13 protein-coding genes and 3 tRNA genes are annotated in these 13320 nt (G+C 65.4%); 6 read left to right on the top strand and 10 right to left on the bottom strand.

Annotated features, from left to right (window positions below):
- Window positions 1-48 precede the first annotated feature (48 nt).
- From csrA to A7D17_RS06375, 3 genes are all read left to right on the top strand, one after another.
- Window positions 49-261, top strand: coding sequence for a carbon storage regulator CsrA (gene csrA / locus A7D17_RS06385; RefSeq protein WP_003481884.1), 213 nt, complete (start codon window positions 49-51; stop codon window positions 259-261).
- 83 nt (window positions 262-344) lie between these two features.
- Window positions 345-437: transfer RNA gene (locus A7D17_RS06380), tRNA-Ser, on the top strand.
- A gap of 1034 nt (window positions 438-1471) precedes the next feature.
- Window positions 1472-3424 (top strand): PAS domain-containing protein, encoded by a 1953-nt coding sequence (locus A7D17_RS06375; RefSeq protein WP_193395323.1) that lies wholly within the window; start codon window positions 1472-1474, stop codon window positions 3422-3424.
- A 366-nt stretch (window positions 3425-3790) separates the two neighbouring features.
- Here A7D17_RS06375 and A7D17_RS06370 read toward each other — a convergent pair whose 3' ends face one another.
- Window positions 3791-4492 carry a pirin family protein gene (locus A7D17_RS06370; protein WP_064508334.1) on the bottom strand — a complete coding sequence of 234 codons (702 nt, stop codon included), beginning with the start codon at window positions 4490-4492 and terminating at the stop codon, window positions 3791-3793.
- A 136-nt stretch (window positions 4493-4628) separates the two neighbouring features.
- On the opposite strand from A7D17_RS06370, the gene A7D17_RS06360 reads away from it, so the two are divergent.
- Together A7D17_RS06360 and A7D17_RS06355 are read left to right on the top strand one after the other, a co-directional pair.
- Entirely contained in the window at window positions 4629-5573 is a 945-nt protein-coding gene (locus A7D17_RS06360; protein WP_064508332.1) for a LysR family transcriptional regulator, read from the top strand.
- Between the two features lie 44 nt (window positions 5574-5617).
- Complete coding sequence (locus A7D17_RS06355; protein WP_064508331.1) at window positions 5618-6610, top strand: DedA family protein/thiosulfate sulfurtransferase GlpE; 993 nt, start codon at window positions 5618-5620, stop codon at window positions 6608-6610.
- 163 nt (window positions 6611-6773) lie between these two features.
- On the opposite strand, the gene A7D17_RS06350 is transcribed toward A7D17_RS06355, so the two are convergent.
- The 9 genes from A7D17_RS06350 to A7D17_RS06310 form a co-directional block, all read right to left on the bottom strand.
- Window positions 6774-6850, bottom strand: a tRNA-Arg gene (locus tag A7D17_RS06350).
- Window positions 6851-6944: 94 nt separating this feature from the next.
- Window positions 6945-7021, bottom strand: a tRNA-Arg gene (locus tag A7D17_RS06345).
- A gap of 40 nt (window positions 7022-7061) precedes the next feature.
- Window positions 7062-7943, bottom strand: a complete 882-nt coding sequence (locus tag A7D17_RS06340; protein WP_064508330.1) for an alpha/beta hydrolase family protein — start codon at window positions 7941-7943, stop codon at window positions 7062-7064.
- Entirely contained in the window at window positions 7940-8749 is an 810-nt protein-coding gene (gene thiD, locus A7D17_RS06335; protein WP_064508329.1) for a bifunctional hydroxymethylpyrimidine kinase/phosphomethylpyrimidine kinase, read from the bottom strand. The genes A7D17_RS06340 and thiD overlap by 4 nt, the downstream gene beginning before the upstream one ends.
- An 82-nt stretch (window positions 8750-8831) precedes the next feature.
- On the bottom strand, window positions 8832-9314 hold the full coding sequence (locus tag A7D17_RS06330) for a hypothetical protein (protein ID WP_064508328.1): 483 nt from the start codon (window positions 9312-9314) through the stop codon (window positions 8832-8834).
- Window positions 9314-10711 carry a PhoH family protein gene (locus A7D17_RS06325; RefSeq protein WP_064508327.1) on the bottom strand — a complete coding sequence of 466 codons (1398 nt, stop codon included), beginning with the start codon at window positions 10709-10711 and terminating at the stop codon, window positions 9314-9316. The genes A7D17_RS06330 and A7D17_RS06325 overlap by 1 nt, the downstream gene beginning before the upstream one ends.
- A gap of 82 nt (window positions 10712-10793) precedes the next feature.
- Entirely contained in the window at window positions 10794-11276 is a 483-nt protein-coding gene (locus A7D17_RS06320; RefSeq protein ID WP_064508326.1) for a peroxiredoxin, read from the bottom strand.
- Window positions 11277-11315: 39 nt separating this feature from the next.
- Window positions 11316-11666, bottom strand: a complete 351-nt coding sequence (locus tag A7D17_RS06315; protein WP_053503188.1) for a ribonuclease E inhibitor RraB — start codon at window positions 11664-11666, stop codon at window positions 11316-11318.
- A 14-nt stretch (window positions 11667-11680) separates the two neighbouring features.
- Window positions 11681-12307: a glycine cleavage system transcriptional repressor gene (locus A7D17_RS06310; RefSeq protein ID WP_011036914.1), complete on the bottom strand. Its 627-nt coding sequence runs from the start codon at window positions 12305-12307 to the stop codon at window positions 11681-11683.
- A 92-nt stretch (window positions 12308-12399) separates the two neighbouring features.
- Here A7D17_RS06310 and dapA point away from each other — a divergent pair, with 92 nt between their 5' ends.
- On the top strand, window positions 12400-13308 hold the full coding sequence (dapA, locus tag A7D17_RS06305; protein WP_064508325.1) for a 4-hydroxy-tetrahydrodipicolinate synthase: 909 nt from the start codon (window positions 12400-12402) through the stop codon (window positions 13306-13308).
- The last annotated feature ends 12 nt before the right edge of the window (window positions 13309-13320 follow it).

Genomic DNA, 13320 nt, shown 5'->3' with positions numbered 1-13320 from the left:
GGCCGTCAATGCTGGTGGGAAACCCACCGGTTCCAGGAGATTTGCAAAATGTTGATCCTCACTCGCCGGGTAGGCGAAACCTTGATGATCGGCGACTCGGTCACTGTTACCGTGCTCGGCGTCAAGGGTAATCAGGTGCGCATTGGCATCACTGCACCGAAAGATGTAGCTGTGCATCGCGAAGAGATTTACCAGCGCATCCAGCGTGGGGACGAGCCGGTGGCTTCTGGTGCGCATCACGGCGACGATTCTTCGAATTGATCGTCATAAAGGGTTTACGTTAGCCCCTGTTACCCGGTATTCTTCGCGGCCTGCCACGGACATCGCGGCAGGACGCAAAAACTGGAGCGATGCCCGAGCGGCTGAAGGGGCTCCCCTGCTAAGGGAGTATAGGGTCAAAAGCTCTATCGAGGGTTCGAATCCCTCTCGCTCCGCCAGTGTTCTGGACGCCCGCAAATCGTTGATTTGCGGGCGTTTTTATTTGTGTGTTTGATGTTCGATCTAGGCACTCAGCACCCAGCACCCAGCACCCATCATTTGGCACCCATCACCCATCACCCATCACCCAGCACCCAGCACCCAGCACTCAGGCGACGAGCGCGAACCGCGAACCGCGAACCGCAAAGTGTGGTGTCGGCGGGACGCAAAGGGCAGGCGCAGGTACAACAAGTTGGATCTGATGCGTTTCTGATGCGTTACCTCCACAGCATCCACGCCCGCCCGCGTCTTCAGAGCGGGTGGCGTTGGTCAGAGCCGTAAGCTTTGGCGGGTAGCTTTCCGGCACGGCTGCGAAGGGTGTCGGAACTTGTTGCGGAGATGGACATCGGGGTGTTGCCTACCTGCACGTTCGCGGGCTGACCTGGAGCTCCATCGGCAACGACTTGCTTTCGGAAGAATCGATGTCGCTATCCGCAGGGTGTGACGTCGCGCTGCGTCCTCTTGCTGCTGGATCAAACAGCCAATGGAGTTTCGACGCGGTGCAGTGCTGCAACTCGGCCGCGAATCTGTCGCAGGCGATGCAGACTAGCTACTGGCAGCCAGGGCAGCCAGGCAGTCAGGTTACGATGTGCGACGTACGGTCTGCGGTATGCCGGAATCGTATTCGCGCCGTCAGCAAGCGTCGACGTTGCGAACTTCGCTTGTCCTGCAAAGCAGGGTGACTCGCGTCATCGCTGCTTCTGTCACTGCAGTCGCTCAAGCGACGTTTGAAGGCGGGGCAACTGCTCCATGCCCAACGACCCCGCTGTTCAAATAGCCACCGTCTGGTGAGTTGCGTGTTCGCTTCTCCCTTCGCTGTCGTTGCACTCATCGCGTGGAGGCTTGAGCGGTTCGGCTCGGTTGAGGGTTCCGGCATCTGAATCGCTCGATGATGCTGCGGGCGAAGAGGGATCAAGTTGTGCGCACAGGTGTCGCTAACGACGTGACCCATATCTCGGATTTCGACGTGATGCGCCTACCGCTGCTTGGACGCCTGTTCTCTTCCTCGAGTCGCGGCCTGCAGCACAAGGCCAATGCGGTAGACCGGGTGATGGCGGTGATCGAATTCGATCTGGATGGGCGCATCCTGGATGCGAACCAGAACTTCCTGTCGTTGATGGGATACCGGCTGGAGGAGGTGGTCGGCCAGCATCACCGCATGTTCGTCACCCCAAACGACCGTGACAGCGAAAGCTATCGCCAGTTCTGGGGCGCGTTGCGCCGCGGCGACTTCAATGCCGGGCGCTTCTGCCGGCTGGACAAGCGCGGGCGCGAGGTCTGGATCAATGCCTCCTACAACCCCTTGCTCGATCGCTCGGGCAAGGCGTATCGCGTGGTGAAGTACGCCACCGACATCACCGAGCAGGTGCGCCAGACCGCCGATTTCGAAGGTCGGATCGACGCGATCGACAAGGTGATGGCCGTGATCGAATTCTCGCTCGATGGCACGGTGCTCGATGCCAACCAGAATTTCCTGCAGGTCATGGGGTACCGGCTGGACGAGATCCGCGGCAAGCACCATGGCATGTTCGTGGATGCGGTCACGCGTCAGTCGGCGGCGTATCGCGCGTTCTGGGAATCGCTCGGGCGCGGCGCGTTCGATGCCGGCCGCTACAAGCGCGTCGGCAAGAATGGCCAGGACGTATGGATCCAGGCCTCCTACAACCCGGTGCTCGACGAGCACGGGCGGCCGTACAAGGTGGTCAAGTACGCCACCGACGTGACTCGCCAGGTGATCGAGTCGGCCGATGCGGATGGTCGCATCCAGGCCATCGACAAGGTGATGGGGGTGATCGAGTTCGATCTGGACGGCCGGGTGCTGACTGCCAATGACAACTTCCTGGCGATCCTGGGTTACACGCCGGAGGAGGCAATCGGTCAGCATCACGGGATCTTTGTCGATGCGGCCTTTCGCGCGTCGGAAGACTACCGGCATTTCTGGGCGAAACTGGCGCGTGGCCAGTTCGACGCCGGGCGTTACCGCCGCCTGCGCAAGGATGGCAGCCCGGTATGGATCCAGGCGTCCTATAACCCGATCCTGGATGTCTCCGGGCGGCCGTACAAGGTGGTCAAGTACGCTACCGATGTGACCGATCAGGTGCGTTCGGCCGAGCGCATGCGCGACCTCATGCGGCAGACCATGAGCATTGCGCAGAACGTGCAACGCGAATCGCACCATATTTCCGTCAGCAACCAGGAGCTGGTCAAACGCGCTTCTGCGCAGTCCGGCGCGGTGGCGCAGACCTCCAGCACCATCGATCAGCTTGCCGCCACCGTGCGCACCAACTCCGAGAACGCCGGCTCGGCGCAGCGCATGGCCGAAGAGTCTGCGGTCGTGGCGCGACGCGGTGCCGATGTCATCGCCGGAGTGGTGCAGACCACCGCCGGCATTCGTTCGGCCACTGATCGGATCGGGCAGATCATCGAGGTCATCGACGGCATCGCCTTCCAGACCAATATCCTGGCGCTCAATGCGGCCGTGGAGGCCGCGCGTGCCGGCGAACAGGGGCGCGGGTTTGCGGTTGTGGCCACCGAAGTGCGCAGCCTGGCGCAGCGCTGCAGCGTGTCGGCCAGGGAGATCCGCTCGTTGATCGACAATGCGACCGACCAAGTGGGTGATGGCTCGCGGCTGGCCGAGCAGGCCGGTGTGGTGATGCAGGATCTGGTGACATCGGTGCTGCGCGTCACCGCGACGGTGGAGCAGATTGCCGCTGCCAGCCATGAGCAGGCGCAGGATATTTCCACCGCCAACACTGCCTTGCAATCGATCGGCGTGCAGGCGCGCGACCAGGCGCAGATGGTGGACGACCTGGCGCGTTCGGCGCGCGTGCTGGAGGCCGATGCCGATGCGTTGTTCGCGCTGGTCAACGGCGATGCCGGGGGCGCTGTGCCGCAAGCCGCCAGTGCGGACGCCGCGGCGCAGCGGGTCCGCCCACAGGCTGCATGACGCTGAGCGGCCTCGGTCTCGGTCTCGGTCTTGGCGTCGCGTCACCGGCACGGCGCCTGAGCACTGCGCAAAGACAGGCCAATGGCCTGTAAGTCGGCATGGACGTATCGAGGCTTCACTCCATCCGCTCGGCTTGCCTGCAGGACTTGGGCGATCGGTCACTTCTTGGTACATCCAGCTCGCGCCGTTGCCGCATCGCCCCTACGAATGCCGGGCGGGCAATGGCTGCAGGCCAGCGCAACCGCAAACGGCCAGGCAGGCCGGTGCCTGCGTAAGACAAAAAGACGGCGCCTCACCGAAGCAAGGCGCCGCTTGTTCTCTGCTTCCCCCCAGCTGTCGTCGAGGGGAGTGTGCGCGTCGGTCCGGTTACTTGGGCAGATTGAACACCAGCACTTCGGCATCGCGCGCGTCGGCCAGGATGATCTCCGGCTCGTCGGTGACCTGCACCGCATCGCCGGCAGACAACGCCTGCCCGTTGACGGAGAGGCTGCCGCGGGCCACTTGCACGTAGCCGATGCGGCCGTCCGCCAGCGGTTGCTGCAGGCGGACGTCGCCATCGAGGATCGACGCATACAGCCGTGCGTCCTGATGCAGGCGCAGCGAGCCATCGTCACCGCCCGGCGAGGCGATCAGGCGCAGCTGGTTGCGTTTGCTGTCGGTATCGAAGTGCTTTTCTTCGTAGCTCGGTTCGATCCCGGCGCGTTCGGGCATCACCCAGATCTGCAGGAAGTGCACCGGCTCGCTGGACGAATGATTGAATTCGCTGTGGGTGACGCCGCTGCCGGCGCTCATGCGCTGCACATCGCCGTAGTGCAGGACCGAGCCGGTGCCCATGCTGTCCTTGTGCTCCAGCGCGCCGCCCAGGACGTAGGAAATGATCTCCATGTCGCGGTGGGCGTGGGTGCCGAAGCCTTCGCCCGGGGTCACCTTGTCTTCGTTGATCACCCGCAGCGGGCCGATGCCCATGTGGCGCGGGTCGTGGTAGCTGGCGAAGGAGAAGGTATGGCGCGAGGACAGCCAGCCATGCTCGGCGCGGCCACGGGTTTCGCTCTTGCGGACATTCAACATGCTGCTTCTCCTTGGTAGATTCGAATTGGCGCCGGGGTATGAATCGGTACGCCAGCGGCTTGATGCGTAGTCTCCGCCTGCGTGTAAGGAAGAAAAAGCGAGTAGATTTGGCCGCTATCATCGAAAAAATCGAACAATGAAAATCAGCCTGGACGCATTGCAGATCCTGGACGCGATCGACCGCCGTGGGTCATTTGCCGCCGCCGCCAAGGTGTTGTTCAAGGTTCCCTCGACCATTTCCTACACGGTGGCCAAGCTGGAAGAGGATCTGGCTGTGCAGCTGTTCGAGCGCTTCGGGCCGAAGGCGACCCCTACCCAGGCCGGGCGCGAACTGCTGCGCGAAGGCCGCCACCTGCTGCGTGCGGCGCAGGAGCTGGAAGTGCGGGTGCGGCGGGTGGCCTCGGGCTGGGAATCGGACTTTGCGATCGGGCTGGATGCGATCCTGCCTGCGGCGTTGCTGCAGGCGCAGATCCTGGCGTTCTACCAGGTGGCCGACAGCACGCGGCTGCGGGTGCTGAGCGAATCGCTGTCAGGCGGTTGGGAGGCCTTGCTGGACCGGCGGGTGGACCTGATCGTGGCGGCAGGCGAGGGGCCAAGCGGCGGCGGGTATGTTGCCGAGCCGATCGGCAGCGTGCGGTTCGTGTTTGCAGTGGCGGCCGGCCATCCGTTGGCGGGCGCCCACCTGTTGGGGCCGGCCGAGCTGGCCGACCACCGCGCGATCGCGATGGCCGATTCGGCGCGGCGGTTGCTGCCGCGTACCGTGGGCCTGTTGTCCGGGCGCGATGTGCTGACCGTGCCGGACATGCACACCAAGCTGCTGCTGCAGCTGGCCGGTGTGGGGTATGGCTTCCTGCCCGAGCCGTACGCGCGCGGTGCGTTGCAGGATGGCCGCTTGCAGGAGGTGCCGGTGGAGACGCGCAAGGCCGATGAAACCTTTTACCTGGCGTGGCGGCCGGGCGAGGAGGGCGAGGCCCTGAACTGGTGGCGCCAGGCGTTGCGTAGCGAGGGGCTGTTCGAGCGCTGGTCGCAGTCGCTGGCCGAAACGTATCGTTCCGTTGCCGCCGGGCAGTCGCGCGGCTAGGCAAGCGCGGATAATGCCCGCTTGCCGTCGCGCAGGATCCCCGCATGCAAGGCTTGATCGAACAGTACGGATTGGCACTGGTGTTCGCCAACGTGCTGGCGTTGTCGCTCGGGCTGCCGGTCCCGGCACTGCCGACGTTGGTGCTGGTGGGCGCAGGCTACGCGCTGGCGGGCGGCAGCGATGCCTGGCTGGCAGGCCTGGCGGCGTGGGGGGTGTCGGTACTGGCAAGCCTGCTGGGTGATCTGGCCTGGTATCTGGCCGGCCGCCGCTTCGGCAATCGCACCTTGCAGTCACTGTGCCGCCTGTCGTTGTCGCGCGACACCTGCATGAAGCAGACCGAGCGATTCTTCTCGCGCTGGGGCGTGCGCGTGCTGGCGGTGGCCAAGTTCGTGCCCGGCCTGTCGATGGTGTCGGTGCCGATGGCCGGTGCCAGCCAGGTACGGCTGGCGGCGTTTCTGCGCTACGACGCGTTCGGTGCCGCGTTGTGGGCGCTGGCCGGCCTGAGCCTGGGGGCGCTGTTCGCCGGTCAGGTGCAGGACGTGCTGACGTTCCTGTCCGAGTTGGGGTCCGGTGCGGTGGTGGTGCTGGTGGCGCTGCTGGCCTGCTACGTCGGCTGGCGCTGGTGGCGGCGGCATACCTTGCTGCGGTCGCTGGAACAGGCGCGCATTGCGGTGGGCGAGCTGCTGCCGTTGCTGGATGGCGATGAGCAGCAGCGTCCCACGGTGCTGGACATTCGTGCGCCGGGGTACCGCGATCTGCAGCCGTACACGATTCCCGGCGCCGTGTTTGCCGACGAGCGACAGCTTGCGCAGATCCTTGCCAGCGTGCCGCGCGAGCGTGCGGTGGTGATCTATTGCGCATGCCCGGGCGAGGTGTCTGCCGCGTGGCTGGCCGGGCGCATGCGTGCGCGTGGTTATCGCGATGTGCGGCCGTTGCTGGGTGGTCTGGATGCATGGCACGCCGCCGGCTACCCGGTGACCTCGTTGCTGCCGGTAGTGGTGGCCGCAGACCTGGATGCGCAAGGTGCAACGGTGTGACCATTGGTGCGCGCACGCGTGAGAGTTGCGCAGCGATCAACAACGGATCGTGGTGCGATCTGCGCGGGTGGTGCCATCGGCGACGATGCTGCCGGCACCGTTAAATCCAGGGCAAGACGACAGGCAAAAAAAAGACCAGCAAGCTGGTCGTTTTCTTCAAGATTGGTGCGCCCGGAGAGATTCGAACTCCCGACCGCCTGGTTCGTAGCCAGGTACTCTATCCAACTGAGCTACGGGCGCATATCTTGTTTTGTCTTGCGCATCCGATGCAATGCAAGCGGATGTTTAACTGAAAAAACAGCGGTTCAATGCTGTCTTTTTTTGCTTCTGAAGATGGTGCGCCCGGAGAGATTCGAACTCCCGACCGCCTGGTTCGTAGCCAGGTACTCTATCCAACTGAGCTACGGGCGCCTCGTCAGGAGCGGAATTATGCGGATGCCCGCACGGGTCGTCAATCCCTTTGTGACATGCGCGCGTCGTTGACCGCGTCGCGCTGCGTGCCTCGCAGCGTCGCAGCCACCGCGGCGGGCGCTTTCATCCAGGCGAAATGATCGCTGCGCACGCCCAGTTGCGCATCGTCCAGCGGCTGCACATCGGCCGGTGCGTGCGGCATCTTGCGCAGCAATGTCTGCAGCGCTGCAGGCGGGCCGAAGTGATCGCGGGCGAAGGTCACCGCCGTGATCGGCACGGTGAGCGCACCCAGCGCGCGTTCCAGATCCCATGCGGTGCCGGCCGCGCGATAGCGATTGCTGCGACCGACCCGGGCCCAGTCGGCGATCAGGCTGCGTGCCTCGGTGCCGGCAAAGCGCAGCGAGCGCCCGTGCAGCACGCCTTGCATGCGTGCCAGCCAGGGCAGGAGGCGATATGCCAACGGCAACCCGTAGCGCATGGGGCGCGGAAACTGTCGCCAGTACGGTGAGCCGCTGGCGACCAGCCATAGCTGCGCGACGCGCGTGGGTTGCAAGGCTGCATGGCAGCAGGCCAGCTGCCCGCCCAGGCTGTGGCCGCCGACGATGTGGGGATGCTGCGGATCGTGCAGCGTCATCAGCGCATGGCTGGCCGGAATATCGTCGGCCAGCAAGCTGCGAAAGCCCCAGTCGTGCTGGCGCGATGGGCGCAGCGTGCTGCTGCCGTTGCCGCGCCATTCGTGCAGATACACCGCGATGCCGGCGGACGCCAACGCTGTTGCGAATGGCAGGTAATGCCGTGCTGCCACGCCCAATGCCGGCAGCCATAGCAGCGAGGCGACCGGCTGCACCGGCGCGCAGCGCATCACCTGCCAGCAATGTCCATCTTTCGCGCTGACGGGCAGGGTGTCGCTGTGCACGCTCATGCGCCGGGCGCGGCACCGACGTGGTCGAGCACCAGTACCTCGCCACGGCCAGGACGCTGGCCGATGCGGATGGCGCGCGCCACGTAATCGATGCCCGCTTCGCAGGCATTGAGCAGCGACAGGCCCTGGCACAGTTGTGCGGCGATCGCCGCCGACAGGCTGCAGCCGGTGCCGTGCGCATCCACCTGCAGGCGCGGATGCAGGAACACGTCCTGGGTGACGCCGTCATCGAAGCGATCGATCACGCGCGCGCCCTCGAGCAGATGGCCGCCCTTGAGCAACACCGCCTGCGCGCCGAGGTCGAGCAGGGCTGCGGTGGCATGCTCGGCCGCATCGGCATCGTCGATGCGGCGGCCGGTCAGCAGCTCGGCTTCGGGCGTATTGGGCGTGATCAGCGTTGCCAGCGGCAGCAGGCGGCTGCGTAGCGCGTCCAGCGCAGCGTCCTCGAGCAGGCGTGCGCCACTGGTGGACACCATCACCGGATCCAGCACTACAAACGGCGGGCGATGCGCTTGGAGCAGGTCGGCCACGCAATGGATGACATCGGCATTGGCCAGCATGCCCAGCTTGACCGCCTGGATCTGGAAATCGTCGAAACAGGCCTGCACCTGCGCCTGCAGGAAGGCGACCGGCGGAATGTGCACCGCGGTCACTGCGCGGGTGTTTTGCGCGGTCAGCGCCGTGATGGCAGACAGGCCATGCACGCGATGCGCGGCGAAGGTCTTCAGATCGGCCTGGATACCGGCACCACCGCCGGAATCGGAGCCGGCGATGGTCAATGCGGACAGCGTGCTGGGCGTGGTCATGCGCCGATTCTGCACTGCCCGGGCCGCGGCTGTGCAGAAGCAGATGCGACGCGTGCGCCCGCTGGCGTGGAGCAGCGTTGCGTCAGGGGCTGCCGTTGACGGCGATTTCCGAAAACGCCCCGGTCTGCGGGTCGTACAGTGCGCCCCAGAACGCGCTGCCACCGTCGCAGACCCGGATCGCCTCCCGGGCCGGCTTGACCGGCGGGTCGTTGGGCAGCTTGAAGGCGTTGATGTAGATCAGCTGCTGGCCCTGGATCACCACGCCCACGTACTGGCGATCGTACTCGCGCGGTTCGGCAATGGTCGGGGTCAGCGCATCCTGGCGCGACTCCAGCAGTTCGATCTGCTGCTGCGAGGGCGCCCAGTAGCCGCTGATGCGTCCTGGCTGGCGGGCGGGGCTGTCGCGCGAGCAGGTGTCCAGCACCTGCTCGGCGATGCCCTGGCGGCTGATGATCCACGACTGCCCGCTCTTGAGGTTGGTGGGCACGCTGGACGGCGAGGACGTGGTGGCGCAGCCGCCCAGCGCGATCGTCGCAAGCGCCAATGCGCCGCGCAGGGTGCGCATCACAGCACCTCCGAAGCGAAGTCGGCCAGACGCGAGCGTTCGCCACGGCGCAGCGTGATGTGCGCGCTATGCGGCCAGGCCTTGAAGCGATCCACCGCGTAGGTCAGGCCGGACGTGGTCTCGGTGAGATAGGGCGTGTCGATCTGCTCGACGTTGCCCAGGCACACGATTTTGGTGCCGGGGCCGGCACGGGTGATCAGCGTCTTCATCTGCTTCGGAGTGAGGTTCTGCGCCTCGTCCAGGATCAGATAGCGCGACAGGAAGGTGCGCCCACGCATGAAGTTCATCGAGCGGATCTTGATGCGGCTGGCAAGCAGGTCGTTGGTGGCCGCACGGCCCCAGGAGCCGCCTTCCTGGTTGTGGGTGAGCACTTCCAGGTTGTCGGTCAGCGCGCCCATCCACGGGGTCATCTTTTCTTCTTCGGTGCCGGGCAGGAAGCCGATGTCCTCGCCCACGCTGACCGTGGCGCGGGTCATGATGATCTCGCGGTAGCGCTGCTGGTCCATGGTCTGGGCCAGGCCGGCAGCCAGCGCGAGCAAGGTCTTGCCGGTGCCCGCGGTGCCGAGCAGGGTAACGAAGTCGATCTCCGGGTCCATCAGGGCATTGAGCGCGAAATTCTGCTCGCGGTTGCGCGCGGCAATGCCCCACACCGCGTGCTGGGTGTTGCGGAAGTCATCGACCAGGCACAGCGTGGCCTTGCCGCCGCCGACCCGCGCCACCCGCAGCTCCACCTCGTCGTCGCCGGGCAGGTACAGGTACTGATTGGGATACCAGTCCTCGTCCTCGGCCAGCACGATCTCGTAATGGGTGCGGCCACGCTCGTTCCAGCTGCGCAGATCTTCGTTGTGCTTCTGCCAGAAATCTTCCGGCAGTTCGATCGCGCCGGTGAACAGCAGGCTGAAATCGTCCAGCGCGCGGTCGTTCTGGTAATCCTCGGCCACAAGTCCGCTGATGTAGGCCTTGATGCGCAGGTTGATGTCCTTGGACACCAGGATGACCGGCACATCCGGGTTTTCTTCGCGCAGCGCCAGCACCGAGGCCAGGATCTTGTTGTCCGGCAGCATCGCGCCGAAGGTGCGGCCCGGCTCGATCGGGTGGATCTGGAAATACAGCCGGCCAATCGCGGCCTGGCCCTTGAGCTGGATGCCTTGCGGATGGCTCAGCAGGATGCCGGCCTGGATTTGCTCGGCATTGGTGTTTTCCAGCAATTCGTCCAGGAAGCGGCTGACCTGGCGCGCGTTGCGGCTGACTTCGGAGGTGCCCTTCTTGGCGTTGTCCAGCTCCTCGATCACCTGCATCGGCAGGAACACATCGTGTTCCTCGAACTTGAACAGCGCGGTGGGATCGTGCATCAGCACGTTGGTGTCCAGCACGTAGATGCGCTTGCCTCGGGTCATTGGGTCTTCCAAGTGATGGAGCAGGGGCGAGCCATCACGCCTGCCGGGGCAGGGTGATGGAGGACGCGGGAAGCGAGGGGTGTCACTGTTTGGCGTGCGCCTTCAACGCGGCCAGCACGGCGTCGGCATGGCCGGCCACCTTGACCTTGCGCCATTCCTGCACGATGCGCCCCTCGGGCGAGAGCAGGTAGGTGCTGCGCTCGATGCCGAGCACCTGCTTGCCGTACATGTTCTTTTCCTTGATCACGTCGAAGGCGCGGCACAGGGCCTCGTCGCCATCGCTGACCAGCGGGAAGGCAAATCCCTGCTTGGCGCAGAAGTTGTCGTGCGACTTCACCGAGTCGCGCGAGACGCCCAGCACCGCGGCGCCGGCCTTCTTGAACTGTGGCAGCAATGCGTTGAAGTCCAGGCCTTCGGTGGTGCAGCCGGGGGTGCTGTCCTTGGGATAGAAGTAGATCACCAGCCACTTGCCGGCGTAGTCGCGCAGGCTGGTCTGGGTGCCGCCGGACAAGGCCAGCGGCAGGTCGAGGGTTGCGGCAGGAAGTTCGGTTGCAGCGTCTGTCATCGTTGCTCGGCCTGAAGGGGAGAGGCGGTCGGCGGCCGATCAGGCCGGCCCGACGTCCATCCCATCATAAGCAGCCACATGGAAACGTTTGGCGAGCGCATCGAACTGTGCATTGCGCTGATTCAGCGATTCGATGGTGTGGTGTTCTTTCCTGTCCACGTGCAGGAAATACGACTCCTCATCGTCGCCGTCGTCTTCGTCGCGTTCGCCGAGGAAGATGTCGATGACGCGGTAGCCGTCCTGGGTGAGTTGCTCGGCGAGTTTCTGCAGCGGTTCCTGCGCAGGGTCGGCGAAGAAATATTCCCAGCGCAGCGGGCCGTCCAGATTCCAGTCGGTCTCGGAGCGGATGTGGTCGAACATCTGTTTCAGCGCAGACATCGCGATGGCCATGGAGAACTCCTGCCTCAGAACTTCATCGGGTCCATGATCGCGTCGAGATTGAGGTGATCACAGAATTCCAGGAAATCATCGCGCAAGGCGGCGATGTGCATGTTGGCCGGCACCCCGATGGTCACCTGCGCCGAGAACATCTCCGCGCCGGTCTGCATGGCGCGGTAGCGGGTGCTCTGCAGGTTTTCGATGGTGATGCCCTGGCGGTCGAAGAAATCGGCCAGCTGGAACAGGATGCCGGGCTTGTCGGCGGCGATCACCTCGACGATGTACGGCAGCAGGTTGGACTGCGCCTGCTTGGGGCCGGTGCGGTACCACACCAGCTTCAGGCCTTCCTCGCGTTCGAGGCGGGTCAGCATGGCTTCGAGCTTGGCGACCGAGTCCCAGGAGCCGGTGGCCAGTGCGGTGACCGAGACATCGCGCCCCACCGTGGCCAGGCGGGCGTCCACGAGATTGCAGCCGCTGTCGGCGATGCGGCGGGTGACGGGCAACAGGGGGGACTCCGGATGCGTCGTGTAGGCGTTGATCAGGAGGTGGTTTTCGGTCGGCGAAGGCCGGGGAGTCGAGTCGGTCAAAGGGGCTTCCGGCATTGCATCAGGCTGAATGGCCGCCCGGGCAGGCGCCCTGGCGGTGACCAGCATACTTGCCCGTGCTTTCGCGCCGCAAGTAACATGCAGGTGGTCTCAACCCGCGCCCGCGCGGGCCTTTCCTGTCACGTAAGAGCAGCAGAATCTTGTCCCTTTCCGGCATCATCACCGCGCTGGCGACCCCCTTCGGTCCCGACGGCGCACTCGACCTGGATGCCTGGCAGCGGCTGCTGGAGCAGCAGCTGCACGGCGGTGTGCAGGGAATCGTGGTCGCCGGCTCCACCGGCGAAGCCGCCGCGCTCAGCGACGACGAATACGACACGCTGCTGCGCGCAGCCGTGGCCCAGGTGGCCGGCCGCGTGCCGGTGCTGGCCGGTACCGGCCTGTCCGGCACCGCCAAGACCATTGCGCAGACGCGCCGCGCCGCCGCACTGGGCGCGCAGTACGCGCTGGTGGTGACGCCGCCGTACGTGCGCCCGACCCAGGCCGGGTTGAAGGCGCATTTTGAGGCGGTCGCCGATCAGGGCGGGCTGCCGGTGGTGCTGTACAACGTGCCGGGCCGCACCGGTTGCGATCTGCTGCCGGAGACGGTGGCCGAGCTGGTGGGGCATCCCACTATCGTCGGCATCAAGGAAGCCCGCAGCGAATCCGAGCGCGTGGCCGCGCTGGTGGCGCTACGCAGTGCCTCCTTCGTGGTACTCAGCGGTGACGACGGCAGTGCGGCGCAGGCGATGCTGGCCGGCGCCGATGGCCTGGTCTCGGTGGCGTCCAATGCCTTGCCGTCCGCCTACCGGCGCCTGTGCGATCTGGCGCGGAATGGCCAGCGCGAGGCCGCCCTGGCCTGGGACGCACGCCTGAGCGAGTACCACAGCTTCTGCGGGATCGAATCCAATCCCATCCCGGTCAAGGCGCTGCTGCAGCGCGCCGGGATCGGGCACGGCCTGCGCCTGCCGCTGCTGCCACTTTCTGCGGCGCACCAGCCTGCCGCCGACCGCCTTGCCGCCGACGCCGTTGCGTTGGAAGCGCTTTCCAGCCGCGAAATGCTCGCGGCCTGACCCAGGAGATCT

This window comes from Xanthomonas floridensis (assembly GCF_001642575.1).
GTDB classification, from domain to species: Bacteria; Pseudomonadota; Gammaproteobacteria; order Xanthomonadales; family Xanthomonadaceae; genus Xanthomonas; species Xanthomonas floridensis.
This window is presented reverse-complemented; position numbering and strand designations above follow the sequence as displayed.

Bases quoted from the DNA above. Each gene is read 5' to 3' on its own strand.
- csrA (WP_003481884.1), top strand. From the start codon at position 49: ATGTTGATCCTCACTCGCCGGGTAGGCGAAACCTTGATGATCGGCGAC.
- A7D17_RS06320 (WP_064508326.1), bottom strand. From the start codon at position 11,276: ATGACAGACGCTGCAACCGAACTTCCTGCCGCAACCCTCGACCTGCCG.
- A7D17_RS06325 (WP_064508327.1), bottom strand. From the start codon at position 10,711: ATGACCCGAGGCAAGCGCATCTACGTGCTGGACACCAACGTGCTGATG.
- A7D17_RS06315 (WP_053503188.1), bottom strand. From the start codon at position 11,666: ATGGCCATCGCGATGTCTGCGCTGAAACAGATGTTCGACCACATCCGC.
- A7D17_RS06370 (WP_064508334.1), bottom strand. From the start codon at position 4,492: ATGTTGAATGTCCGCAAGAGCGAAACCCGTGGCCGCGCCGAGCATGGC.
- A7D17_RS06340 (WP_064508330.1), bottom strand. From the start codon at position 7,943: ATGAGCGTGCACAGCGACACCCTGCCCGTCAGCGCGAAAGATGGACAT.
- A7D17_RS06355 (WP_064508331.1), top strand. From the start codon at position 5,618: ATGCAAGGCTTGATCGAACAGTACGGATTGGCACTGGTGTTCGCCAAC.
- A7D17_RS06360 (WP_064508332.1), top strand. From the start codon at position 4,629: ATGAAAATCAGCCTGGACGCATTGCAGATCCTGGACGCGATCGACCGC.
- A7D17_RS06310 (WP_011036914.1), bottom strand. From the start codon at position 12,307: ATGCTGGTCACCGCCAGGGCGCCTGCCCGGGCGGCCATTCAGCCTGAT.
- A7D17_RS06330 (WP_064508328.1), bottom strand. From the start codon at position 9,314: ATGCGCACCCTGCGCGGCGCATTGGCGCTTGCGACGATCGCGCTGGGC.
- thiD (WP_064508329.1), bottom strand. From the start codon at position 8,749: ATGACCACGCCCAGCACGCTGTCCGCATTGACCATCGCCGGCTCCGAT.